General features: G+C 44.5%; 20 protein-coding genes and 2 pseudogenes. 1 reads left to right on the top strand and 21 read right to left on the bottom strand.

Going from position 1 to position 21,886, the window contains the following annotated elements:
• Positions 1 to 20: 20 nt before the first annotated feature.
• The 19 genes and pseudogenes from AB4Z29_RS09850 to AB4Z29_RS09760 all read right to left on the bottom strand — a co-directional run bounded on the left by AB4Z29_RS09850 (position 21) and on the right by AB4Z29_RS09760 (position 19,911).
• Entirely contained in the window at positions 21 to 1,091 is a 1,071-nt protein-coding gene (locus tag AB4Z29_RS09850) for a glycosyltransferase (RefSeq protein WP_441942881.1), read from the bottom strand.
• The gene (locus tag AB4Z29_RS09845) at positions 1,088 to 4,084 is read right to left on the bottom strand and encodes a sulfotransferase (protein ID WP_441942880.1); all 2,997 of its coding nucleotides are present in this window, start codon (positions 4,082 to 4,084) and stop codon (positions 1,088 to 1,090) included. Before AB4Z29_RS09845 ends, AB4Z29_RS09850 begins: the two co-directional genes overlap by 4 nt.
• Positions 4,085 to 4,268: 184 nt before the next feature.
• Positions 4,269 to 4,466 (bottom strand): annotated as a pseudogene (locus tag AB4Z29_RS09840) (phage tail protein); the annotation flags it as partial.
• A gap of 162 nt (positions 4,467 to 4,628) precedes the next feature.
• The gene (locus AB4Z29_RS09835; protein WP_441942879.1) at positions 4,629 to 5,810 is read right to left on the bottom strand and encodes a hypothetical protein; all 1,182 of its coding nucleotides are present in this window, start codon (positions 5,808 to 5,810) and stop codon (positions 4,629 to 4,631) included.
• 224 nt (positions 5,811 to 6,034) lie between these two features.
• A complete protein-coding gene (locus tag AB4Z29_RS09830) occupies positions 6,035 to 7,732 on the bottom strand; it encodes an ATP-binding cassette domain-containing protein (protein ID WP_441942878.1) in 1,698 nt (565 codons plus the stop codon).
• A 69-nt stretch (positions 7,733 to 7,801) separates the two neighbouring features.
• Positions 7,802 to 8,653, bottom strand: a complete 852-nt coding sequence (locus AB4Z29_RS09825; protein ID WP_441942877.1) for a glycosyltransferase family A protein — start codon at positions 8,651 to 8,653, stop codon at positions 7,802 to 7,804.
• Complete coding sequence (locus AB4Z29_RS09820) at positions 8,650 to 9,315, bottom strand: glycosyltransferase family A protein (protein ID WP_441942876.1); 666 nt, start codon at positions 9,313 to 9,315, stop codon at positions 8,650 to 8,652. The genes AB4Z29_RS09825 and AB4Z29_RS09820 overlap by 4 nt, the downstream gene beginning before the upstream one ends.
• Before the next feature lie 4 nt (positions 9,316 to 9,319).
• Complete coding sequence (locus AB4Z29_RS09815; RefSeq protein ID WP_441942875.1) at positions 9,320 to 9,739, bottom strand: hypothetical protein; 420 nt, start codon at positions 9,737 to 9,739, stop codon at positions 9,320 to 9,322.
• A 1-nt stretch (position 9,740) separates the two neighbouring features.
• Positions 9,741 to 10,781 carry a hypothetical protein gene (locus tag AB4Z29_RS09810; protein WP_441942874.1) on the bottom strand — a complete coding sequence of 347 codons (1,041 nt, stop codon included), beginning with the start codon at positions 10,779 to 10,781 and terminating at the stop codon, positions 9,741 to 9,743.
• 38 nt (positions 10,782 to 10,819) lie between these two features.
• Entirely contained in the window at positions 10,820 to 11,992 is a 1,173-nt protein-coding gene (locus tag AB4Z29_RS09805; RefSeq protein WP_441942873.1) for a nucleotidyltransferase family protein, read from the bottom strand.
• Between the two features lie 398 nt (positions 11,993 to 12,390).
• A complete protein-coding gene (locus AB4Z29_RS09800) occupies positions 12,391 to 12,663 on the bottom strand; it encodes a heme oxygenase (RefSeq protein ID WP_441942872.1) in 273 nt (90 codons plus the stop codon).
• Between the two features lie 130 nt (positions 12,664 to 12,793).
• Entirely contained in the window at positions 12,794 to 13,501 is a 708-nt protein-coding gene (locus tag AB4Z29_RS09795; RefSeq protein WP_441942871.1) for an ABC transporter ATP-binding protein, read from the bottom strand.
• Positions 13,501 to 14,622, bottom strand: a complete 1,122-nt coding sequence (locus AB4Z29_RS09790; protein WP_441942870.1) for an ABC transporter permease — start codon at positions 14,620 to 14,622, stop codon at positions 13,501 to 13,503. The genes AB4Z29_RS09795 and AB4Z29_RS09790 overlap by 1 nt, the downstream gene beginning before the upstream one ends.
• Positions 14,623 to 14,746: 124 nt before the next feature.
• Positions 14,747 to 15,313: a TetR/AcrR family transcriptional regulator gene (locus AB4Z29_RS09785; RefSeq protein ID WP_441942869.1), complete on the bottom strand. Its 567-nt coding sequence runs from the start codon at positions 15,311 to 15,313 to the stop codon at positions 14,747 to 14,749.
• Positions 15,314 to 16,003: 690 nt separating this feature from the next.
• Positions 16,004 to 16,660, bottom strand: a pseudogene (locus AB4Z29_RS09780) (transposase).
• A complete protein-coding gene (locus tag AB4Z29_RS09775; protein ID WP_441942868.1) occupies positions 16,650 to 17,018 on the bottom strand; it encodes a helix-turn-helix domain-containing protein in 369 nt (122 codons plus the stop codon). Before AB4Z29_RS09775 ends, AB4Z29_RS09780 begins: the two are co-directional and overlap by 11 nt.
• A 365-nt stretch (positions 17,019 to 17,383) precedes the next feature.
• On the bottom strand, positions 17,384 to 17,863 hold the full coding sequence (gene rlmH / locus AB4Z29_RS09770; RefSeq protein WP_441942867.1) for a 23S rRNA (pseudouridine(1915)-N(3))-methyltransferase RlmH: 480 nt from the start codon (positions 17,861 to 17,863) through the stop codon (positions 17,384 to 17,386).
• Between the two features lie 50 nt (positions 17,864 to 17,913).
• Entirely contained in the window at positions 17,914 to 18,081 is a 168-nt protein-coding gene (locus AB4Z29_RS09765; RefSeq protein ID WP_183563336.1) for a CxxH/CxxC protein, read from the bottom strand.
• Positions 18,082 to 18,549: 468 nt separating this feature from the next.
• Positions 18,550 to 19,911: a S1C family serine protease gene (locus AB4Z29_RS09760; protein ID WP_441942866.1), complete on the bottom strand. Its 1,362-nt coding sequence runs from the start codon at positions 19,909 to 19,911 to the stop codon at positions 18,550 to 18,552.
• 160 nt (positions 19,912 to 20,071) lie between these two features.
• Here AB4Z29_RS09760 and AB4Z29_RS09755 point away from each other — a divergent pair, with 160 nt between their 5' ends.
• Positions 20,072 to 20,293: a hypothetical protein gene (locus tag AB4Z29_RS09755; RefSeq protein ID WP_441942864.1), complete on the top strand. Its 222-nt coding sequence runs from the start codon at positions 20,072 to 20,074 to the stop codon at positions 20,291 to 20,293.
• On the opposite strand, the gene AB4Z29_RS09750 is transcribed toward AB4Z29_RS09755, so the two are convergent.
• Together AB4Z29_RS09750 and yycI are read right to left on the bottom strand one after the other, a co-directional pair.
• Positions 20,262 to 21,068, bottom strand: a complete 807-nt coding sequence (locus tag AB4Z29_RS09750; RefSeq protein WP_183563345.1) for an MBL fold metallo-hydrolase — start codon at positions 21,066 to 21,068, stop codon at positions 20,262 to 20,264. The two genes, AB4Z29_RS09755 and AB4Z29_RS09750, sit on opposite strands and share 32 nt — an antisense overlap.
• A 32-nt stretch (positions 21,069 to 21,100) precedes the next feature.
• Positions 21,101 to 21,856, bottom strand: coding sequence for a two-component system regulatory protein YycI (gene yycI, locus AB4Z29_RS09745; protein ID WP_183563349.1), 756 nt, complete (start codon positions 21,854 to 21,856; stop codon positions 21,101 to 21,103).
• Between the last annotated feature and the right edge of the window lie 30 nt (positions 21,857 to 21,886).

Here is a 21,886-nt window from a genome sequence, read left to right as displayed (position 1 = left end):
ATTTCCGCTTAGCTTGTGATTTACCGGTTAATCAGACGCTTCAGCAGCTTTTTCCCTTGCCTAATCACGTTGCCGGCAATTTGCTCCACGCTGACGTACCTTTCGAAGTATTCATTACTGAGCGCGAAAGGATTGTCAATCCGGTATGGAATCTCAGGCGTATCCCGATAGACAATGCGAGCAGCGCGTTCAATCCGCTCCCCGCTTAGATAATAATCATAAGACCACTTGATACGGCCTAGATGTGCCTGATCGGCCTCCTGCAGCTCCCGTATGTATTCATCGCGCAAATGATAGACGCTATTGTTTCGATCGGGAACATACTTGTTAATCATTCCTTCGTTTGCGCCCGAATCGAATCCGGAGTAGTGGAAAAATCGCAAAGGCTGCCCATTAACCCGATTACCGTCGTCCGCCGTCAACTTGCGCTTGGATAAATTCCATGGCGCTACATTGTAACCGGGATGCTTCAGAATATGGACGTCGAAGTAGCAAGGCGCCAGATCGATCCATTTCTGATCGGTGAAAATGCCCCTCGGGATATCATCATAGCAAAACATCGCCAGTCGGCTCGCCCACCACTCGGCGAAGCGCACGGCTTCGTCGGATCTAGAGATCGCAAGAAAGCCGAGATTGAACACACCGTGCTGCAAAGCACTTAATTCATTATCCATCACCGCATCCATAATATCCTCGGGATGGCATAGATGCGGCGTCAACACGATCGAATGACGATCCAACGCCTCCACCAACTCCGTCATCTCACCATAAACCTTGATGTCTGGGTCCAAATAAACGAAACGGTCTTCTGCCGCATAACGTCGCAATAAATACAGAAATAGTTGTCCCTTAACTGCTGTAGATGCTTCGACAATCGAATGCTTAAAAATAAACTTCTCAAACTGTTCTAGTCCAAGATCTTTCGCGAGTATAATATCGTCGAAATGCTCACAGCTTTGTGCGGCGGGATGGATGTCCCGTTCCAGCAGACACACGATGAATCGCGCTTCCGGATTCGACTCCTTTAGTGACTTCGCCAGCACCATCGCTTTCGGCAAGTAATTGGCGCATATAGATGTTGTAATGATCATGAACGAGCCTCTCTTTCGGTATAAAGCAAATGGTTGTACTCCAGTATGTATCGTGCCCGATCCCCTGATACATAGCTTATTACCTGCTCGGAATCGAACAAAAATGCTTTTAGCTCATCCCCGCCGTTCAATACTTTGCCAAGTTCCGGGTGCGCATCAATGGTCGCGGCAATATTGCCGCTGAGCGGCGATGTAAGGACGGGAACGCCTGCCGCAATCGATTCCTGAAGCGTGTAGGAGTAACTCTCCGGAACAATTGACCAAAGCAAAACCAGGTCGATGTCTTGCGCAATTAACAGTTTAGGCGCCCCCATTCTGCCTTCACGAAGGAAGGAATAGCTATGTACCGCGACCTGATCGGCATATTTGTCTTGAGCGCCTATATGATGAAATTCATACAGGCATCCAAGCGCTTCATCTTTATACAAGGTCTCCCACAACAACCATCCCTTATTGTCCATTTTATAACCAAGAAAGGCTAGTCTGATTTTCCGATGCTCAGGCATTGGCTTGTAGACAATCGTTTGCCTGTCAAAAATCAGATGCCCCCTGACTAACATTTTATCCGTGAGATCCGGATAGACAGCAGCCAACGTTTCTTTGACAAAAGTAGAAGGAACTACAATTCGATCAGACTGATGAAGCACAGGTCGAATGGCTTTCCTCCACTCTGCGAGCACTATGCCGTGCGTACAGCTCTGACAAATGGCCGCATCCTTTTCCGAGGCAGTGACGATCTCGGCAATGCAGGAACGTCTTTCTTTCGCTTCCTTAATGCTTTGGCCTATCTTTGGCTGATACATCATGTGATAACTGGAGCATAGCGCAAAAAAGTCGTGCATAAAAAACGTATGTTGTAGGGCACCCACCTTTTCCACGTTCTGCAACAGATCTTTGTAATCGTTGATCTGCCAGTTTAACAAGTGGTGCGTATAAATCCTGGCAAGCTGCTTATGAATGTGTGAGAGCCACTCCATAATCTCAATGATTGAATAGAAGCCTATGAATTGATCGTCTACGATTACTCCGTAGTAAGTATCTTCCTTGGTGTTTAACAAGGAGTAGCTCTGGCCTGGATAAATCTGAATAATACCCACATTGTTTTGAGACAGATATGAGGCTTGCTCAAAAATATACTTCTCGGTACCGCCCATGGACTCCAAATAATTCGTGTGAGAGAAGATCAACGCATATTGCTTGTGAGGAAGCCTGCCGACCAAGCCAACGAAACGAGAGCGGCGGTTCCTTCTAATCGCATACCGCTGCAACAAGCTCTTTGCCTTTCCTTTGAGCCTCCGTTTAGCTCTACGCGCGATCTCTGCCGCCACCCGAAGCGGCAGGGTCGCCTTCCAGGACAACGACCCTGAATATAAAGTGACTTCCCGCCGATATTTTTCGATCTCCAGATCCTTTTTCCGAATCAACAAAGTCTGTTCGTCCTTCACTTGCTGCTCGCTTCTTGCAATTTCGGCTATTAATCGGTTCGATTCGTCTCGTTCCTCTTGCATCTCGTGGTTTAAAGCGGCGAGCTTTGTCTCACTTCTCCTGATGTCTTCGCAAAGTAGTTCCAGCGTATCAATTTGCTGCTCAATTTGGTTTGCAGCCAGTTCTAGATCTTCCTCATTCTTACCGTTCGCTGTCAGCAGCCTTTCGATTTTCAAGCTGGCATCGTGAAGTTCAGTGGATAACGCCACTTTAGAAGTGTGTTGAAGCTGAAGCTCTTGAATCACATCTTCACTTATTTGAAATGAGCAGCTTAACTCCAGGTGCAAGGTCACAGCCTCTTCATGCGGGGGCAAATCCCGAATTACCAGTTTCGATGTACTGCCCGTGCTTATGCCGGAGACGCAATTCGTCTCTTCGGTCAATGGTCTGAAGGCCAGAAACTGAACGTACTCTTTGGCATAGTCGCGAAGAAGATCTGCTTCTTGTCCATTATGGACAAGACTCAGCCTGAACAACTTAATATAGGCAGGATCTGCGAAAAAATCGATACGCAAATCCAATCCAAGCGATTCGCGAATCTCAACCGCATGCAGACTTGTCTTTCCTGTCGCGCTTATGGTTATGTAGGTTGATTTATCCTCCGTGAACCGCCCGTCTGTACCTGCCCAATATATTCGAATCCTAAAGGATTTCTCGTGACTCAAGAGCCGTTCGGCTTGCACCAGCTGATCATAGGCGGTTCGCACGCCCTCATGTAGATCAACATTATGCTGCGGATAATCCTCTCTCATCCCGCTTAATGCGAATTGATATGTTTGCCGTACCATGGCGGGAACTATGCGATTCTCCCACACATCCTGCATTGAATAATTGCTGTGCCGCATGGCGAGCTTTGGTAAACTGCTGGCTCTCTCCTGCTCCATGGCGCCGTACGGAATATTTAAAAAGTCGCTAATCCTGCGACAGATCTCGACAGGCTGTTCTAACAATTGATCATAATGAATTACAATTCTTCGCTCATGGCTCGTATAATACAAGCTGGAGAGGACGTGCAAGTTCCATATCGCAAATGACTTGTCATAAAGGAATTGATCTCTCTTATGCAGAGAAGCGGCTACGTTTAAAGGATTGCGCAGGCTGAGAATATACCTGGAATCTATTTTTAATTCTGCAAACACGGATTGCCATAACGGAAGCAGCAAGCACGTTCGCGGATCCTTAAATCCCCACAATGGCTGGTTAGAGAAATCTCTAGTGACAATATCGATTAGTTTTGTACGACTTGCTATTCCTGCTTCTGTCTGCCACCACAACTCGGGCAGCGGCTTCGTGGCATCCCAAGATGAAGATAGCTGATCCAACAACTCATCGTGAACAGCCACAATCTCGGCGTGTTCCCAGAAGCCCTCAGGGTTGTCCTCCCTAGGCAAGACCATCTGATGTTCATTCCCTATGTAGACTCCCAACGATCTGACGGTTCGAACCAGAAGTGATGTACCGCTTCGATGCATTCCCAAGATGATTACCGCTATTGGTCTATCTGACATTGCTGCACCTCTTCTAAATAAATACCTTTTATGAACCTTTAACGACAATACTCGATATAATTCGACAGAATCTTGCATGGATCCTGCAATGAATCTGTAAGTTTTAATTAACCTCACATCCATATATGTCTGTAGACGAATTAGACCGCAATGTTAGATCCCTCCGCTTGCCCATTGGCTTACTTTAATATTGTCCTTTAATAACAAAATACAAGTCACAAATGGTTCCAGCTAGTTTAGATTTCTGCCTAGCAAGCTTAAATTTCTCTTCTAACTCCCTTGGTGACTCCATCCCTTCAGAAAGCCACCTCTTAGAATCATCAACTGTACACATGACGTTGAACGTAAGACCATCTTCATAAAAAACGGAGGTAAGTTGAATAAACCACGAGCGGTTTTAAAAAAAAAAGGCGACCGCCCCTGTTGAATTCAGGAATGCCATCACCGATTATTTCACTGTTTTTTAATTGTCAACTTAACGGGAATATGAACACAGTTCAAGTTCATCCTTACGGTCCTTTTTATTGTGACTACCGATTAATGCCTATCGAATGACCTTCCAGTCAATGCCGTTGCTCGATAGCAGAACATGCTTATCGGCAATACCCAGCAGCATGCTTCCCGCTTGAGAGACGTACATGTTATCGGTATTGCGGCTCAGCTTCGTCCTTTTCCAATTAACCTTGTCAGTGGAAGTCAGCACATTTAAGCGCATAACACCGGGGGCGTACCAGTACTGGGTGTAAATCATATACTGCTTGCCAATCTTGTACATCGGTGAGCGGTAATCATTCGTTGGGAACAAATCCGGACGGCTTGACATCGTGAATGAAATACCGTTTGTTGATTTCAACGTATTCCCAAGTGCATCGAATAGGATGATCGTTCCATTCGTAACCGGCTGCTCTTCCGAGACGTAGTAAATTGGATACGGCCTGTTATTGACATAAAGTGAATTATAAAAAAAGTTCTTTTTAATAGCTCCCGATTGCATGGTCCAATCGCGTAGATCTTTAGAAGTAAACACAATCAACTCAACCCAACTTCCATTTTTCAGCTTAAACTGGTTGCGGGTCAGCTGCTGGCCTTGTTTTAACGGTATCAATTCATACCCCGAACCATAGGCTGTATAGTAAATGCCGTTCCAGGTTAGAAATTCAATGCCGATCGGTATGGAGCCGACCTCTGTCCAGGTAAAACCGTCCGAGGACGTATATACAGTTGTAAGTTCATTGAGCAACTGCTTGCCGAGCAGAATATATTTGCCATTCAAATATTGCAGATTGCCAATTGTGATCGGTCCACCGTTCTTGGCCCCAAGGGTCATCTTCGTCCACTCGTCACCGCCATTGCTGGACAAATAGATACGAATCACCGAGTAATGCTGGTCGACGTTCATCGTGGATAGATAGAACTTCCCTTTCAAATAGCGCACTGCATACATGCCCGACGATGGGAGGGATCGGGACACCCAGGTTTTCCCATAGTCATGTGTAATATTAAGATATTGATTCGTCACAATAAGGATACTGCCCTTATCATCCGCTGCCGTAGAGACGATAGCATCGCCCGTTGCGCGTTTGAACGCGATAGGGAATACCACCTTCGTGGACGAACTGTCAGAGGTAGGGGTCGCAGCTGTATTAGATAATTCTGCAAAAACTGATTGAGGTAATAATAGCAATAAACATACAATGAGCACGGTTTTTTGCAATGATTTCAACATGATTTTAAACGAATCTTCAGTCGCGTTGTAAAAGAAATGTCTGAACACACAGGACTCTCAGAGGGTAAAAGGCAAGATCCCTCCTCATTACCACAGAGGTCTCGCCCCTTCATATTATATCGTTTTTTATAGAGTTAAAGTAGTCTCCGTCATCAAGCGCCTGACGCGCGAGTGCGGCCAGATCTGCGGATTAGGCGCCCTCGAGCTCTTCGGTACTGTACTAATCACTTAAATTCATAGATGAAATCACAATGCTTTAGAGTCGATTCTCGATGGGATGCAATGATAACAGTCTGATTATTTAATCTAGACACTGCCCTCATGACTTCCTCTTCAAGGCATTCGTCGAGTGCAGAGGTTCCCTCGTCTAACACCAAGATATCCGGAGAATCATACACCGCCCTCGCTAGGCCCACGCGTTGGCACTGTCCCCCGGAAAGAAAGATTCCGTTTTCGCCAAGATTGGTGTCCTCTCCATGACTTAACCCTGCAATCATATCTGCTATTTGAGCTACCGATATAGCATGCTTCATTTTTCCTTTATCATAGTTTCGATAGAAGACAATATTTTCCTTCAGGCTTGCATTCAACAAAAAAACCTTTTGCGGAAGATATCCGAAACGAAGCTTTATCTCGCTAAGTTGTTCCATCGTTCCATCTTCATGCTCCACATCTAGTCTTCCATCTTTCGGTACAAGAAGACCCGTCAACAAATTTAACAGTGTACTTTTGCCTATTCCGGAGGGGCCCCTTAAACCAATGATAGCACCGCAAGGAATCTCAACATTTATTTTCTTCAAAACTTCTTGTCCATTCTCATAGGAAAAAGACAGGTCACTACATACAATTTTGCTTCCCTGTTTAAACCCGCCTGTAGTACGTGTATCTTTGTCTTGATCAATTGCTGCATGCGACTTGCTTTGTTTGTCTTCCTTTAATATCTCTTTAATCTTCTCGTAGAAACCTCCGTCCATTCGATCCAAAACCGAGGAATTGGCATACAAAGAAGATAAATAACCGTTTATTCTTGTCACTCCTGGCATAACTCTAATTAAAATTAAGGCTAGAATGGCCATTTTCGACATGACGTCCTCGGATGAGCCATTTGTTACGTAAACAGCAAGAAAAGCCATCAACATACAAGCCACCGTAATCAATTCAATCAGATATCTAGGCAACGTGGAGTAAACAGTCTGCTTTACTTCTAATGTTGCATTCTCCTGAATATACCCTTCATAGAGATGCTCCACTGCATCTTTCGCGTTATACAATTTTACTTCCTTAATACCATTTATGGCCTCTCTCGTAACTGCACTCATTCGGTCAAAGCTGTGATTGGAACGTTTGCCGGTATCTCGCACTTTCGTATAAATAAACCGATGGAACAGGAGCATGATAAGAACATACACCAGAATCAAACCCGCCGATATATTGACATTTAGAATGCACATATAAGCCAAAAGCATGAGAATGACTAGAGCTTCTGCAATAAATTCCAGCATACTCTGTATACTCAAGAAAATAGAACCCGTATATTTGTTAATATTGTTAATAAGAGCCGACGAATCTTCATCAATGAAGGATTGATAATCTTGATCCAGGTACATACGCAACAGTGACTTGCTTGTATCCTTATAATTGTTAACGATATATTTGCGCTTTATAATTCCTAACCCATATACAAACACGTTTTTTAATAGAAAACATATAAAAACAATTCCCGCAAAATAAGCAACTTTTCTTATACTCTCATGCCCCCCCTCTAGAATCGCAGAAACAAAGGGGAAGATAAGTGAAATGCTTGCGGTCTCTAACGCTGCACCTATTACATAGAAAAAAACAAGCACGCAAAATTGAATCTGTCTCTTTCGACCAAACAGATTCCATAGTGTAAGTACATTCACTCCGAGTGATTTATTCAAGGCAAGTCGCCGCTTTCTTAAGATAGTCCATGGAATTAACCTTATTATGAATCGTCAATATTCCTGTATTCACTCTATGCTCGTTCTCTTTCTTGCCATCATCGCCGTAGTTTGCATTAAGGTCTTCTTAAATGCAGCAATCATATTTTCCACTTCTTTGCGATAATACTCTTGATCACATTCACAGTAGGGCAAAATACTTAAATAAAGCTGCTTGATATCTTCTATCCGTTTCATAGTCTCCGTGAAACTACGCTTCGTACTCGAATGGCCACTGCTTCTCCTGCAGTATACATGTAGCTCCTCGTTTAGATAAGCACACTTGCTTCTGCTCGCGATTGGAAGCAGCAGCTGCGGATTCTGATCTACAGTGGATGCCGGAATCTGACGATTGGGATAACAGGAAAACAAGGCTTCCGTTCGCACCATAAATCGACCCGCAAGCTCCAAAATACGCTCATGGAACAAGTCATCAAATATATCGGATAAAAACGGCTGATTTTCTTTTTCTCTATACCTAATCGGATTTTCTGTCTCATCTTTGATCAAGCCATTGCTCCGCACCATATTGACATCAGGATGAGCAAGAAGACACCCCACCATCTTTTCAATACTGTCTTCTATCCAGTAGTCATCCGCATCGCACCAGGTTAATAGTTCACCATGGACATTCGGAAGCGCCAAGTTTACAGCAGCCACTTGTCCTGCATGGTTCTGGGAAATAATCTTCACTGATATGCCTTTTTTCTCCATTATTACAGCTCTCTCTGTAAGGACTGAGAGTGAATCATCGCTAGACCCATCATCCACCAAAATAAGTTCCAGCGGCGCATAAGTCTGGTTTTCTACGGAATCCAAGAAGGTGTGTAAATGAGGCATGGCATTATAGACTGGCGATATGATGGATACTAACGGTTTCATTCCTTTGACATCCTTTTTCTTAAAATAGCCGCATAATTTCTCATTTCTTCTTCACGTTTTAAACGTCCTGTATTGGTCATATGAAGGCGTCGCCTTAACGTTACTTGATTGATTTCACGAACCACAGCTCCTGCTTCCTTCACATTCATCATCCAATCTACAGTTTCTCCGCTTGAAAGATTTTCATCGAAGTAACCGCTCCGATTAAAGACCGATTTTTTGATAAGCGCACAGCCCGGCAATACGCCGCCATAACCGTTTTCTCTTACCTTCAGTTTCGCCCTTTGTTCACTCGATAACTCCGGCGAAACAAAATCCTTTGCCTTTCCATATACAACATCACAGTCCGATTCCTCTTCCATGGCAGTAAAAAGATTGACCAATGCATCCTGCAACAACACATCATCTGCATCCAGAAACAGTACATACTCCCCACAAGCCATCTTGAGTCCGATATTCCTTGCCTTTGCTGCACCGCCATGTTCCACCGAGATCACACGATCACCCAAGCTCTGGGCTTTGGCAAAGGAATGATCTTCTGAATGATCATCCACAATAATAATCTCCTTCTCGCCATTCCAGATCTGGCTCGATATCGATTCCACTGCTTCTTCTAAATAATTTCCGGCATTGTATACAGGCATAATAATAGATAGCTTCACTGTATTAATCCTCTTCTTTTAGTCTTGGCCATCCCATATCTGCTTCCACATCATGTACGGGGTCTGCCAACAGAAGGTCTTGAACCTCCGCGAATTCATTCAGTTCAAGGCTGTAATCTCCATCAACTACGACAAAATCGGCCATTGCTTCCTGGCTGTACGGTTGATCATTCGAAATGAAAATTTCCTTTTCCGTAAGCGCAGCAATAAACCGCTCTACACGCTGGTCAATATCTGCCACACAGCCCTCATTATTTTTGATTGTATCGACAATCTGTTTCGGTGCCTTGCCCTGCATCAACGCATCTAAAACCATCGATCCAAGAGCACTTGCTCCATAATACATTCCGGTAACAAAATTAATTACTATGGCCTGTCCATCAGCCATATCATAAAACATCTTCTCTTCATTTAATTTATACATGTTAAAGTCCCTCCATAAATTTTCGCAATACGGTTACATTCTTCTTAAGGTCTTTACTTAAACAGAACTCATAAGTTGGCAAATCCTTCAGTCTGTCCATCATTCTCTTAACCATTTCTGTATCTCTCCGCCCGCCAATCTGACTTACACTGGAATGAACCAATTTCACCAAAACCGGCCCTCGGTCTGTTGGCACAATCATTGGCTCGCTTCCATCCGTAACTTTTGGACACAAAATAGCTTTAATCGGTAATTCTTCTTGAAAAGGATAGGCGGATGCATCAAAAAACTTCTTCCCGTTTCGCTTTTCCTCTGTCTTGATCACAGGCATATTCGGTTTCAAAATCTGATTCATATCCGAATTCAATCCAACCATTGTATATAGCGGCAATGCATTTCGTTCTCCCGCTTCACGCATCATCACATAATCATCTGCCACGAAATCCAATCCCTCAAGCAAGCAACTCACCGACAAAGTTGACTTTCCAGCACCGCCCCGCGCGCTTATCAATACCCCTTTATGATTAACTCCTACTGCAGCGGAATGCAGAATCAATAAGCCCTCCTGCTCTGCCCAAAAATAAAAACATCTTATAAGCGGATGTCCCAACATGCAATCATCATAATCAGTGCCTGCTTGTCTGCAGAAATAATAGGTCTTTCCAATGTAGTCGGCACCCTCCATCTCCGTACTTCTAGTAACCTTGATGCATCCCGTAGTGTCCTTTCCCTGATATACATCGGTTATTGCTCCTTCGGGCAGCGGCTTATCTCGAAACGAATCGGGAATATAGATGTTAACATCATCCGTATAGTACCATATTACTGCATCCGGTACTCCGTACATCTCTTTTGAAAGCACTCTTCCGAGAAGAGAGGATCTTATCAATGACACCTCCATTTCATCCCAATATCGAATTTCAAGAATCCTACCTGCTAACCCGATTTGCAAGTTCTTATAGAGCATCCCGTTTTTCTTCAAAATTCGTTTATTAACATGTTCGAAGAAGGTGGAAATTGTTGTAGCTTTTTCATTCCCCATCTATTATTCTCTCTTTTCTCGCATAGTATTTGTTCCGATTAACGAATTCGTAACCGTGAAAGATATTTTCGATACAGTTTCATGGGTTTATTAAAATGATAAAGTTCCACAACATACCTTGCAAAACACATTCCAGATCTAAATTCCTTTAATTCATGAGAATAATACCTATACTCCTTTCTAATGGGCTTATATTTTATTCTTAAATTTATTACCCGCAGCGTGATTGAACCATTTCCGTCCGCACAACGTTCTTTCATATAAGGTACAATCATCTCATAAAAATCCATAGCGTCTTTTAGCCATTTGGTATATCCGCTATTCACTGCAAATAAAATCTCTACATCCTCTAACGAAATGTCCTCTGGAAAACAGATTGCGAATAACTTCATCATCAAGTGAACGCGATAACTACAATGCAGTTCTTTCGCGCGCTTTGCTATTGCTGCCCAATTCGTGTCAGGCATCATTTTCAACACCATTTTTGCATCAAATAACCATTTCATCCGACGTTCTGGCATCTCATCAACAAATATGCATCGGGATTGCGAATCTAATAGGTGTACGAACATGTCTATCGGAGCCAATACTCTGAATTGACAGCTATTAACCTCAATTTGTTCAACTCTCTCCCAAATATCACTGCCCTTTTCTAGATTGTTCTTAAAAATAACATGATGAATATCAAACTCCGTCTTTCCCAATTTATATGTAATTGAATACGGAGCCTCTACTGTATATTCCGCACCCATATCTTGAAAAATCGACACCGCTTTCTTATATTGATCGTACTCAAGCGCAAAGTCTAAATCAGCCATCATTCTAGATACTCCTGGGGCAAAATGCAGACGCATTGCGGCTCCCTTTAAAAGCAACGGGTATATATTCTTTTCATTCAGCTTTTGCATACTCATAAAAAGTTTCTGCAACATCAGCGCGTTCTCCACCTGATAATAGCGGTAGATGCCTTTTAATTGCGGGATAACATGCTCCGGAAATCCCATCCAATCGACATTATATCCAAAATGAGCTAACATCAGCAGATAATTATGATTACCCGAATCCATATCCAGATCTTGAAGCTGATACTCTATTTCTTCTATACTCACATGTTCCTTAAACAGGAGTGACAGCAATCTTTGCTCGCACGGAACAATCAGCCGTTTCTGCAACTCCTTTTCTATTTCATTATTCATATCTTTTCTTATCATCCATTCCTCTTTGTGGCTTTAACATATAAGCCGCCTTCACCGACTTACCGATTTTATCACTTTTGGAATTATAACAGATTGTTATGAAAGAATAATGAAAAAATAAACTAACCGAATAGGGATTTATCATCATTACGATTCGCCCTATTTGTGATAGGGCTCACCGTATCATCTATAGGGCGAAATCTGGGTATAGCCACCAGCAATATTTATCCCAACTTGTGATATGTTTGTCTGTACCATCTGTAGGGCTACATCAAAAGACACCCGAAATCGGGTGCCTTTAATCTAGTCTGCCTGGATGTTATTTTTTGGGGCTCTATAGGTCATTGCCCTCGCCCCCAACTCGCCATCCACCGTCCGGATGAGGAGTATTAATTACTTCACTATTTCTTTCACTATGCAACTTCATAAGTTATAAGTTCACTTCCGAGAACCGGAGATTCCATTTGCGGAGCTTCTGAACCTGTTTCTGGATGTTTGTGTGTAGTTTTGAAGCTATCGCTGTTTTTCCAAGCCGTGAAATGCTCTATGGACTCGCAATACATATTTACATTTAACTCGTCATAATCGGTTATGTTTTGTGTCAGCAGATCTTCTACCTTGACAAGGCCTTCTGTCGTATCTAATGAGCCTGAGGCTGTAAAACTTGGAGCCATTACCGCACCCATTCCTTATATCACTTTAATTCTGTTTGTTACGACTAACATCCTCAACATCTCCTTTACTTTTTTAATGTTATTCAAGTTTTCTGTTAAGTCAGTCCGATCGAAGAGCCAAGAACAAGCGTCTTAGTTGAACTCAAACATGGGCTACCCCTGATCTTGGCGACTCAGCCAACAACAATTTCCCATCTTCCATCCGATATACCTTGTCGCAATATTCAAGCATACGCTCATCATGGGTAACCATAATCGCCGCTTTCTGGCGTGACTTCACCTCTTGCGCTATTAGACTGACCACTTCATGGGCGCGCTTGGTGTCCAAACTTGCTGTCGGCTCATCCGCCAAGATGATGTTAGGATTATTAATTAAAGCACGAGCAATCGCTGTCCGTTGTTTCTCACCACCTGATAGCTCTTCCGGAAGACTTTTTAACTTTGAGCCCAGACCCAGCTCTTCCAGCAACTTAGTGGCGAATTCCTTATCCTCCCTTTTAACCTTCCCCGACATCCTCTTTACTATTAACAATTGATCAAGAACATTTAAATAGGGAACCAAATTCGATGATTGCATAATAAACCCGATTTCTCGTAACCTTATATTAGATAGTTCCTTCGCAGTAAGCGTGGAGATATTATACCCATTCAGCTTAACATCTCCTTCAGAGGCCTTAAGCAGTGCTCCAGCAATGGATAAGAACGTACTTTTACCAGACCCGGACGGCCCAACTACAGCAACAAATTCACCCGGCTCCACTGATATTGACACATGATCGAGTGCCGCAATCCGATTGCTTCCTTCGGCATAATACTTTGTGACTTCACTCATTTGCAATCCCTTAGTCATTATTCAATCCTCCCGAGCGCTTTGAGCGGATCAATCTTTGTAATCTTGCGAACAGATACCATCGAACTTAGCATAGCGATTATTAGCAAGATAACAGAATACGTGACGACAAGACTAATTTCCAGCTTGAATGGCATACCCTTTGGCATAATGGCAGCTGTTCCATAAGTCAGTAAAATTCCAACTACAATACTAGTCAGCGAAAGCACAAACACCTGTGATACAATAGCTTTGCCCAAAAATCTATTACTTGCACCAATAGCTTTCATAATGCCGAACTGGTTGGTCTTCTGCATCGTAATTACATAAAAGAACACCCCAAGCACGAATGCGGAGATAGCGAGCAGAAATGCAAGCATCATTAAAATAGTACCGTTCTCTTCTTTGTACCCTGGCATTCCTTGAACGGCTGCCGCTCGGGTAACTGTATCCGTATTGGATAGCTTACTATTAATTAAATCCGGATCGATATCCTTGCCTTGTAACATAATCGCATTAACGGGCCCTGCAACTCCTTTATCCGAACCCGGAGCCGCGAAGGTAATCTTCCGCCATTCAGCCATTGGAGTAAATACTGATGCAACGTGGTTATAGGTCTGATTCTCGACATATCCGATAATCATCAATGATTCCGTCGTTCCATCTAACTGAAAAGTGTCACCAATGTTATAGCCCTCATCCTTCATGGTTGAATTCACCACGACACCCGTAGGGTTCCCGGAAGATAGGCTTTCCCCTTCTACGATAGCCGGTTCCAAGAAGCTTCCTGGGTTAATTCCTATAATCGCGATGTCCACCTTATCTTCATTCTTGGTGCTTTGCTCCTTCAGCGCCGTTGCCATCGTTGTTCCCATGGGTGCGGCAGCACTCACATTTGGTAGCAGCTCCAGTTCCGTCATCAATTGATCAGACAGTAACGACTTGCTCATTGAAGACCGCGCTCCTTCTTCAAAGACAACATAATCAGCTTTCATTGTCTTAAATGTTGACGCAGCTAGCGTAGATAACCCATTCCCCAAACCTGATAAGATGAATACCAACCAAGCTATTAGTACAAAAATAATGACGATCATTAAAAATCTCATTTTACTATGCATCAATTCCTTCATAGCTAAAAACATTTTCTCCCCAACCCCTTATCTCTATTTTTTTGACACAAGTGTCATTTTTTTGGCACTATCAGACTTGTCTTATTAATTAAACAATATAAATGGCACTTGTGTCAAATTAATTACAAGACTGATACTAGCTCTTAGCTCCCCCGATCCACATTTGAAACAACAGCTTTCCCCAACCAGGCATAGGGATATTCAGCATATTAGGCGTATTAATTAAGTTAAAAAAAACACCAACAAGTACAGGCAATGGGATATCTTGCCGCAGGCCTTTATCCTGTTGTGCGCGTTCAAACAAGCGTGATAATTGAATTTTAAGGGTGATATGTGCTTCCTCAATAAATTCAAGATCTCTCGCTGCTGCAGAAGAATTAGTAGTATTAATTTTACCAGCATCCCCCAGAAGTTGATGGAGCGTAGATTCTTCTACGTAAACGAGAAGTAACTGCTCAAGAGCGTTCATAGGATCAGTCTCATCAATTCCTGATGAATTTTCTAATACCGCTGCTATTACGCGCTTCATACAAGCAGCAACTATCTCTTCTTTATTAGAATAATATTGATAAATAGTGCTCCGGGCTCCGGACAGATGCTGTGAGAGCAGCTTGAGATGAAAACCGTCGTAGCCATGCTCAAGCACTAATTTTTTTGTCATATCCAGTAGCTCTGTCTCAGTAAAAGATCGTTTTCTTCCCACTGAATCTCTTCCTTTTCATCATATACGTTCTGTGTTAGAAGTGAGATGAGTTACCACACAACTTCGCCACGCGTTGTATCGGCTTTGATCAAGTACTGGCTGAACTCCAAGCCATATTCACCACCATGGACTAACGCAGTCTTCTACAAGAGAAGTTCTTTTCATTTACAAAAAAATCTTGACGCTACCTTAAGATTTATCCTCACGTAAAAGAGTAATATCGTAAATTTAAAAGAATTGTACCTCTGATTTTATTTATTATCAGTATAGCATATGCTTTTAGGCATTGCCCGAAACAAGACCAGCGATCTCATTAAATAGAGGTGATTCGATCAAAAAACGAACTTGAGCGTGAATCCAGCCAATCAGTTCAGTAGCCAATTCTGCTACGTAAATAACATGATTGGTAGAATCCGTAACATCCTAAAGACTCACTAAGATAAGAATACACCACATTTACTAAAATAAATCATCAAAAAATAGCAAAGGCGGATAGGCAAGTATAGATTAAATAATAGACTTAGCTTCATAATTCACTTCGGCTCTTCACCCTACTGAATGGGTATCGCTGCATAGAAATAGGTTCATAGAGACTCTTGTTTCAATAGATTCTTAAAACATTGGTATAAATGGAAAGGGGAAACACAGGTTTAGGACCTCTGTGCTGCAAGCGATGGTAAACGATGTTTGTTAGCGGTCATGTAGACCATGGCTTATTAGATTATGAACGCTTCTATACCCGCGCGCTTTTCGTTTGGACGCTTGCACCAATCCATTAATACCTTCAAATAAACCATTCGTCATTCGGCTATGAAACCAACGAAGGATACCTTCTTCATGTTTCTTTACGCTCTTGGCTAGATCTACCATCGGTTCCAATTGCGAACGTCTAGGCCATCCTAGCCAATCCCGTAAGTAGACGTCAGCAAATACGTGTGGGGTTATCCATAGCTCCTGCATAGCTAATTTCAATCGGTAGGCTCTGCCTGTTTTTAAGTTTAGATCCTTGAGGCTTTGTAGGGTTTCTCGTTGTTCCGCCTTTAGATTGGCTTCATTCTTTAACCATATGAATTTAGTTCGTTTGAGTGCTGGCTCTTCTTTCTGCTCGGCTTTGCATACCTCATCCACAGCTTCATTTACCATCTTCATGACGTGAAACTTATCAAATGTAATTTCTGCTGTAGGGAGATGCTCTCCAATACCTCCAATAAATGAGGGGGACATATCACAGCAAATCTCCTGTATTTATATGGGTTCAACACCTTTTTGGAGTACATCTTCCTTAAACCGTGCTAAAGTATCTTTACCTTTTCCTTCTGTTGCGAAAAGGACTACTTTAGTATCCACATCCACAAACAAAGTAATGTAGCGATGACCCCGGCGTGATGACGTTTCGTCTGGCGATCCGCCGAACAGAAGTTAAGTCCAGCTCTTTCATGGCTTGTTCCACGTAGTGATGAAAGATCCGCCACATACGTGTATCATGCTCTCGTAATTCACGCGCTGCCGCATTCACAGGCATTTCAGCCATTAATCGCGTGGCCCAGGCGTCAAAATCTAAAGTATAATGCGACAACGGACGTGACCACTTCACTGGAATCATCTTGATCTTAATGCATTTTTTGCAATCGGTTCGGGGAACACTGGCATGGATATAGGTTTTCCATTTCCAAACATCGAGATGGCCACTGCTTTTTCTCTGCATCGTATGCAGAGTGTTCCACAATGCGGACAGGGAAATAGCGCTCCACGTTCAAAGTCAATAAATAAGTGCCACGCTTCTTCTTGCGGGTCATGCTCAATATCCACAAATTTTCAGGGTTCTTTCAAGTCTAACATGAACTTGAACACATCATTCATTATGATTATCTTGCTTGCTTAATGGGGTCCACATATTCTATCCCGCCTCGTAATTTTCTTACTAGACAGTATGGACACTTTCTCTATTAAAAGACATGTAACATTCACTTTAGCGATGAAGCTTCACTTCTCCACTTACCTTTTAGGTGTTTTAGTTTTATTAAGTGTTTATGTTATCAGTTTTAAACAGAATCTCCCAAATGTTTCGCCCTATTTGTGGTACGGTTCCCCCCGATTTATCTTCACAGCCCGATAAATCTGCTCCACCAGCACCAGCCGCATCAGCTGGTGCGGCAAGGTCATGCGCCCAAAGCTCAGCTTCTGCTGGGCGCGCTGCAAAACAGCGGGAGCAAGACCATTGCTCCCGCCAATAACAAAAGCCACGTGGCTTCGCCCATACGTGGCTAATTTATCGAGCTGGCCCGCGAGATCCTCGCTTGACCAGAGCTCGCCTTCAAGCGCGAGCGCGACTACGTGCGCCTCAGGCTTCAGCTGCGCTAGAAGCCTCTCGCCCTCTCGCTCGCGCACAATCGCTTCCTCCGCCGCACTCATCGTCTCCGGCGCCTTCTCATCGGGCACTTCCGTGAGCGTAAGCTTCACGTACGGCCCGAGCCGCTTGGCATATTCCGCTATGCCAAGCACCAAGTACTTTTCCTTCAGCTTGCCGACGGCAGCTATCTGTATATGCAAACCCGACACTTCCCTTTATTCTAAATAAGTTAAAATTCCTCTATTCACACCTAAACCACCAAAAAAGTAGCCGGCTCTACACAAAAATCACATTTCCGCGGCGGGTCCCAATCTGCGAACTGCGTTTCCTTCAAATCTACTACATCCGGTGCATCCTCATATTCATCTACAAATCGGTCCAAAGCCGTCTCCATATGCTCTTTACACACACAATACATCTTCTGCACGCTTCCTATCCTGGTTGATTGTATTTCTGCCTCGCGGCCTCGTCTTGCCTAATTATCTTGCTATGTCTTTATATGCCTTGCTATGTCTTTTCACTTTTTGCTTTGTCTTCATATGTCTTGCTATTTCCTGTCAGGTCTTGCTTTGTCTACATTTGTATTTCTTTGCTTTGTCGCGTCTTGCAATCTCTTCTCTTCCTATATCCTGCTTCAAGCATCCCTATTTCCGTCTTACCAGTCTGTCCAAAAATAACTATACTCAGCATATCAGAAAACGCCTTCCCTTTGAAGTCGACAATTTTCGCAAACGCCAAGCATTAGCCTCTATTTCCCCTTAGCAACACCTTATCCCCGTATGCTCTCCATCATCTCTCACCACGCTCACCATCCCAGCTCTTATCCAACAAAAAAACCGCAGCGCCCCTACGGTCTCCCGTACGTGCACTGCGGTTATTCAACCATTTATTCCTCGTCTTCCTTCTCGCCAAGCTTGAAGTGTGTCTCATTAAGCTTGCCGTCACGATAGTAAGTAATTTTAATCTCATCACCGATCTTTTTCTTGCCGTACAAATATTTGCGCAGATCCATCGTGCTGCTGATCGATTGACCATCGAGCTTTACAATAACGTCATTGAACAGCAAGCCCGCTTCCTGGGCAGGACCAACAGCCTCAAGTACGATTACGCCGTCATAGATGTCATCAGGCAGGTTCAGCTTTGGCAGTGTGCCTTCAATTACACTATCCGATTCTTCTTCAGGCGCTTCGGCCTCCGGCAGCAACTCATCTTCATCTGTATCGCCGTAAGCATCCTCGAAACCCTGCTGCTCCCAATACTGCTCCAGATCCATCGTGTAGACGCCTAGGTAAGGACGCGGGACATGGCCTAGCTTGATCAGACTCTCCACGATCGGCATAGCCAGATTAATGGGAATCGCAAAGCCGATGCCCTCAACGCCGAGATCGGCAATCTTCATGCTGTTGATGCCGACCACTCGCCCATTAAGATCAATAAGTGGCCCGCCGCTATTGCCTTGGTTAATGGACGCATCGATCTGAATGACCTCTTGCTCCCAGTCGTACACGCCATCCTGATTAAGCGATACCGGTACGATCTGCTTCGTCTTGCTCACACTTCCCGTCGTCACGGACTCCCCTAGCCCCAGCGGGTTGCCAATTGCGATAATATATTCAGCCGGACGAAGCGTCGAGGAATCGCCAATCTCAGCAACGACATCTATGCCCTTCGCATCAATTTCAAGCACGGCCAGATCGGTAATTTGATCCTTCCCGACGATTCGCGCCTCGCGCGTCTCGCCGTTCATAAGAACAACCTTTACCGCCTGCGCCTGGTCGATTACATGATAATTCGTAATAATGACTGCTTTGCCATCCTGCTTGCTTATAATGACGCCGGACCCTACGCCTACCTCGCGCAGCGTTCCTTTTTCCTCAGTGCCCTCGGGAAGCGGCTCGCCTTTGCCTATGCCAAGCGCGAATAACTGCTGGTTAATGACGCTTACGACGGCTGGCCTTACTTTGGCCGAAGCCTGTATCGGGCGCTCCAGCGGATCAACCGCCAGCACACCACCGGCTGTCGCTACTGCTCTGCCGCCGTTGCCTATCCCGCCTCCACCGCCAAAAACGGCGCCGAACAGCAAGGTTGCGGCCACTGCGCTAGTTATCGAGGATACGAATGCAATGCGGACGTTAGACCACTTTCGTTCCTTGCTTTTATATGGAAAAGCAAAGTCTCCCTTCTTGCTCTCGCGAGCAGCACGCTTGGAAACCTTGGTCGAATAAAAATCATCGTCGAAAAAGCTCATTGCTATCGCCCCTCTCGATGTCTTAGACATCAAGACTATTTTTTCAATATAGGAATGTTTTCGGAAGATTTGACTACAATAATAATAGATTCAAACGATGGACAGCAGATTTTTTTCATTCCGCTCACAAACCATTATAAATCCAAGGAGAGATGCCGCAATGAAAGCCAAAACCCCCGCCGCATGGGAACATGTACAGCTAGCCGCCAAGCTGGCGGATTTGAAGGATGACCACTACCGTACCGTTCTCACTTTAAGCGCAATGCTAGAGTTGTTCATAGATAAGGGCATACTTACGAGAGAAGAGCTAAGCGCTAAGGCCGAAGCGCTGGATGCGCAGCTCGAGTCGCTTATTTCCGCTTCACTTCATCCCATGGCGTAGGCTTATCGTGATACGTTGCCCGCAGGGGATGCTCTTCCTTCTTATAAAATATTCCGTGATCCTCCAAGATAGAATTCACGGTCAGCATCGCTAAATCCATCACGTTATGATCAAGGCTCAAGTGAGCCAAATAGACACGTTTCGTTCGATCCGTCATAAGCTCCAGCAGCGCTTCGCCTGCCGCGACGTTGGACAAGTGACCGACATCGCTCAAAATGCGGCGTTTCGTATTCCACGGATACCGCCCCATCCGGAGCATCTCGGTATCATGATTGGCCTCAAGCACCAGCACATCCGAATCGATGATATGACGCTTAACCTTCTCGCTCACATAACCTAGATCCGTTGCCAGGCTGAGCTTCTCGCCATTCTCCACAAAGCAGTAGCCGACTGGCTCCGCCGCATCATGCGAGATGGGATAAGATTGAATGGCCATTGATCCGAAAGTAACTTCTTCCCCTGTTTCCATAAACACACGTTTCTCGGCAGCAATGGTGCCTACATGCCTCTCCATCGCGGCCCATGTTGCCTCATTTGCATAAATCGGCAAATCATACTTGCGCGCGAACGCGCCGAGACCCTTAATATGATCGGAATGCTCATGCGTCACGAACAGCGCGTCGAGCTGATGCCCCGTTACTCCACGCTCGCGCATGAGCTCATCCAGCTTCTTCGCGCTCATTCCCGCATCGACAATAACCGTTTTTTCATTACCTTGCACGATTGTCGCATTGCCGGTCGAACCGCTTCCCAGTACCGTAAATCGAAGTCCCATAATGCTCTTTCCTGTCCCTTCTCCCGCTCCCGTTAACGTAAACCGTTCGCTGCCGCTTCCCCTTGCGCTTCATCCGTTGCAACCTCGCCGCTTATCGCATGCACATAGAACAAATGGCCGTCCTCCAGCATCACGCGCCAAGATGGTGCGGACACCTGCTTCTCCGAATCGAAGATTTGCCCTTTATAGCCGAGCTGAATATCCGAAATCACCGCGCCATCCGGCAAATACGTTTCAATAAGGCTCGCTACGATTTTCGCTGCCGGAAGCACCTGCTTGGCTTCGCCTGTGCCGAGCAGCTCTACCCGGTCCTGCAGGAATGATATAATTTTTTGATCGCTGATATACAGCGTCAGCTTCACGTCGAACATGGGCCGTCCTTCTACGACACGATAGAGGACGAATTGATCCACGCTGCTGTTCAGCAAATCGAATGCGTATTGATCAAGCTCGGGAATACGATTCCCCAGCGTTTTCAACAGCTCTTTTTTAGAATAAATAATGGTACTGTCCACCGGTTTGTCTAGAATGACAGGCTCCGCGTTCTTTCGGCTGTCCGAGTGCAAATTGTATGTTAAATCACCCAGCTCCGGCGTTTCCAGCGGCAGATTGGCTTCTAACGAAATTCGTTTCTGCTGCATGAGCAGCACTTTATCCTGCGGCAGCTCCGCTGTGTTCACATTCAGATTCAGCTGTTCTCTAATATCTAACCATAGCTGATAGCCCAGCAACACATTGAGCAGCAAAAACGAAATAATAAGCACATTTTTCGCTCGTCCCCAATCCACCCGCCTTCACCCCCCCGCCATCTCAAATAT

Origin of the sequence: Paenibacillus sp. 2TAB23, assembly GCF_052115165.1 — a bacterium.
Taxonomy (GTDB): Bacteria; Bacillota; Bacilli; order Paenibacillales; family Paenibacillaceae; genus Pristimantibacillus.
The sequence above is the reverse complement of the archived record's forward strand: the minus strand, read 5'-3'. Positions and strand labels throughout refer to the sequence as shown.

Coding starts and splice junctions, on each gene's coding strand:
- AB4Z29_RS09795 (WP_441942871.1), bottom strand. CDS start 13,501: ATGACTAAGGGATTGCAAATGAGTGAAGTCACAAAGTATTATGCCGAA.
- AB4Z29_RS09750 (WP_183563345.1), bottom strand. CDS start 21,068: ATGGGACTTCGATTTACGGTACTGGGAAGCGGTTCGACCGGCAATGCG.
- AB4Z29_RS09845 (WP_441942880.1), bottom strand. CDS start 4,084: ATGTCAGATAGACCAATAGCGGTAATCATCTTGGGAATGCATCGAAGC.
- AB4Z29_RS09850 (WP_441942881.1), bottom strand. CDS start 1,091: ATGATCATTACAACATCTATATGCGCCAATTACTTGCCGAAAGCGATG.
- AB4Z29_RS09765 (WP_183563336.1), bottom strand. CDS start 18,081: ATGTATTGTGTGTGTAAAGAGCATATGGAGACGGCTTTGGACCGATTT.
- AB4Z29_RS09825 (WP_441942877.1), bottom strand. CDS start 8,653: ATGAAACCGTTAGTATCCATCATATCGCCAGTCTATAATGCCATGCCT.
- AB4Z29_RS09810 (WP_441942874.1), bottom strand. CDS start 10,781: ATGGGGAATGAAAAAGCTACAACAATTTCCACCTTCTTCGAACATGTT.
- AB4Z29_RS09790 (WP_441942870.1), bottom strand. CDS start 14,622: ATGTTTTTAGCTATGAAGGAATTGATGCATAGTAAAATGAGATTTTTA.
- AB4Z29_RS09805 (WP_441942873.1), bottom strand. CDS start 11,992: ATGATAAGAAAAGATATGAATAATGAAATAGAAAAGGAGTTGCAGAAA.
- AB4Z29_RS09760 (WP_441942866.1), bottom strand. CDS start 19,911: ATGAGCTTTTTCGACGATGATTTTTATTCGACCAAGGTTTCCAAGCGT.
- AB4Z29_RS09755 (WP_441942864.1), top strand. CDS start 20,072: ATGAAAGCCAAAACCCCCGCCGCATGGGAACATGTACAGCTAGCCGCC.
- AB4Z29_RS09800 (WP_441942872.1), bottom strand. CDS start 12,663: ATGGGTGCGGTAATGGCTCCAAGTTTTACAGCCTCAGGCTCATTAGAT.
- AB4Z29_RS09835 (WP_441942879.1), bottom strand. CDS start 5,810: ATGTTGAAATCATTGCAAAAAACCGTGCTCATTGTATGTTTATTGCTA.
- AB4Z29_RS09815 (WP_441942875.1), bottom strand. CDS start 9,739: ATGTATAAATTAAATGAAGAGAAGATGTTTTATGATATGGCTGATGGA.
- AB4Z29_RS09775 (WP_441942868.1), bottom strand. CDS start 17,018: ATGCAGAGAAAAAGCAGTGGCCATCTCGATGTTTGGAAATGGAAAACC.